General features: G+C 25.3%; 2 protein-coding genes. Both read left to right on the forward strand.

The window, feature by feature from the left end:
* Positions 1–2,150 (forward strand): ATP-binding protein (locus tag NSA58_RS18840; protein WP_257560842.1); only part of this gene is annotated, 2,150 nt, incomplete at its 5' end.
* A 127-nt stretch (positions 2,151–2,277) separates the two neighbouring features.
* Positions 2,278–2,400 (forward strand): hypothetical protein, encoded by a 123-nt coding sequence (locus tag NSA58_RS20805; protein WP_330652610.1) that lies wholly within the window; start codon positions 2,278–2,280, stop codon positions 2,398–2,400.
* Positions 2,401–2,471: the final 71 nt, after the last annotated feature.

Raw genomic sequence — 2,471 nt, forward strand, 5'->3', positions numbered from 1 at the left:
CAAATGTTACTATAGATAATTTTGATAATAGTAAAAGTATTTTTATAATAGGTAAAGAAGCAAATACAAAACAATATACTATGGATATGTTGGAAGATCTTTTAGATAATATGGATACTTCTGCATTTATTGTTAGTGATAAAGGACAATATTTATATGTAAATAAAATTTATGCTGATTTGTTAAATAAGAAGAAGGAAGATATAATTCAAACTTATAATAATGAACATTGGAATTATGAAACTTATAAAAATTATGAAAAAAATAATAGTGAAGTTTTCAAGATTAAAAGACCAAAAATATTTAATGAAAGAGCAATAGTTGGAAGTCATGAATGTTGGTACAAAAGTTATAAAGCACCAATATTTGATGATAATGAAAATCCAAAATATATTGTAGGAACATGTAAAGATATTAGCTTAACAAAAGCCGTATCAGAAGAGCTGTACAAAAATTACAATACAGCAATACTTGGAAAGAACTTAAAAGAAATAGAAAAATATAACTATGATCCAAAGAAATCATTAAGTGACATTGCTACACATATATTTGAGTATACAAAAGCAGATGGAATGTCATTACTAATATATAATGAAAAAGAGGAGCATTTAAAGTCAACTATAAATTTAGGAAGTATAGCACTGCCATTAAAGAAGGATGAATTTATAACATTGAAAAAGAAAGAGTTGCAATCACATATATACAGACCTTATTGTAACTCAATTATTGCCAAAGAAGAATTGCATATGATATTAAATAAAGATGATTTACAGGTTGATGATTTTGATTATTTTGGAAGTTATACTATAGAACTGCATGATGAATTTATTGGATTAATAGGAATAAGTTATAAAAAGGGTAATTATCCAAGATTTAATTGTGATGAGTTTATGATACATATATGTAATATAATAGCCATGACAATTAAAAATATAAGATTGTCTGAAAAAGTATGCATGGAAAGTAATAAACGTAAGTATACAGAAAAAGAGCTAGAACGTTACTTAAATATTTCAGTAGATTTGATGGCAATAGTGGGAGCTGATAATTATATAAAACGTTTAAGCAATAGCTGGGAAAATGTTCTAGGATGGAGTGAAGAAGAATTACTATCCATGAAAATTACTGATATTATAGACCCAAAACAGGTACAAGATTTTCATAAAGTAAAAAAATCTGATTTAGTAGGAAGAGTGACTAGAGATATTATTAAATTCAGACATAAAAATGGAAAAGATATTTACCTTGAATGGAGTAGTGAATATATACAAGATCAACAACTTTATATAACAGTTGCTAGAGATATTACTAAAAAGTTGGAAATAGAAAACGAAAAAAGAAAATTGGAAGAAGCCGTAAAATTGGAAGTGGCAAAGAATGAATTATTTTCAAATATGTCTCATGAATTTAGAACGCCAATTAATATTTTATTAGGTACTACTCAGGTAATTAGTAGAAATATAGAGAATAATAATATTGATGTTAAAAGTTTAAAAAAACATTGTAAGTATATAAAACAAAATTCCTATAGATTATTGAGACTGGTAAACAATCTTATTGATATAAATAAGATGGATATAGGAGTATATAACCTTAGATGCTCAAATCAGAATATTATAAATGTAATAGAAGATATAACTCAATCTGTAGTTGTTTATACAAAAAATAATAAAATAAATCTATTATTTGATACAGATGAAGAAGAAGTTATTACTTATTGTGATCCAGACAAAATAGAAAGAATAATGCTAAATATTTTATCGAATGCAGTAAAGTATACTCCAGAAGGTGGATTTATTAATGTGAATATTAAAACAACATCAGAAAATGTTATTGTATCCATAAAAGATAATGGTATTGGTATACCACAGGAAAAATTAAATGTTATTTTTGATAGATTTGAACAAGTGAACAGTTTATTAACTAGGAGACGTGAAGGTAGCGGAATTGGGCTATCCATAGTAAAAAATCTAGTGGAAATGCATGGTGGAAGTATAAGTGTGTATAGTGAAGAAGGAAAAGGTTCAGAATTTGTATTTACTATTCCTATTAAATTTAAAGAAGGAAGTAATGAAGAATATGATATCGACAGAAAAAATAAACATGTTGAAAGATGTAATATAGAGTTTTCTGATATATATAGTATGTAAAATATAAGTTTATATAAATTTTATAAAGAAATAATATGTAAGTTGAAGTAATAACCTTCATACTATAGAATTATACTTATTAGTGATAAACTAGTATAGGTATAAAATTTATAAAGGGGATATTATAATGAAAGTATTATTAATAAATGGAAGTCCACATAAAAATGGATGTACTTATACTGCATTAAGTGAAGTTGCAAAAGGTGGTAAGTATTATCAGTTATATACGGGAGCATTTGAACTGGAATAGTAGAAAAATTAAATAAAAAATAATTTGAAAGTGTACAATATTGTACGCTTTTTTTAGTATGAAAAACGTTT

Source organism: Terrisporobacter muris (assembly GCF_024621905.1).
GTDB classification, from domain to species: domain Bacteria; phylum Bacillota; class Clostridia; order Peptostreptococcales; family Peptostreptococcaceae; genus Terrisporobacter; species Terrisporobacter muris.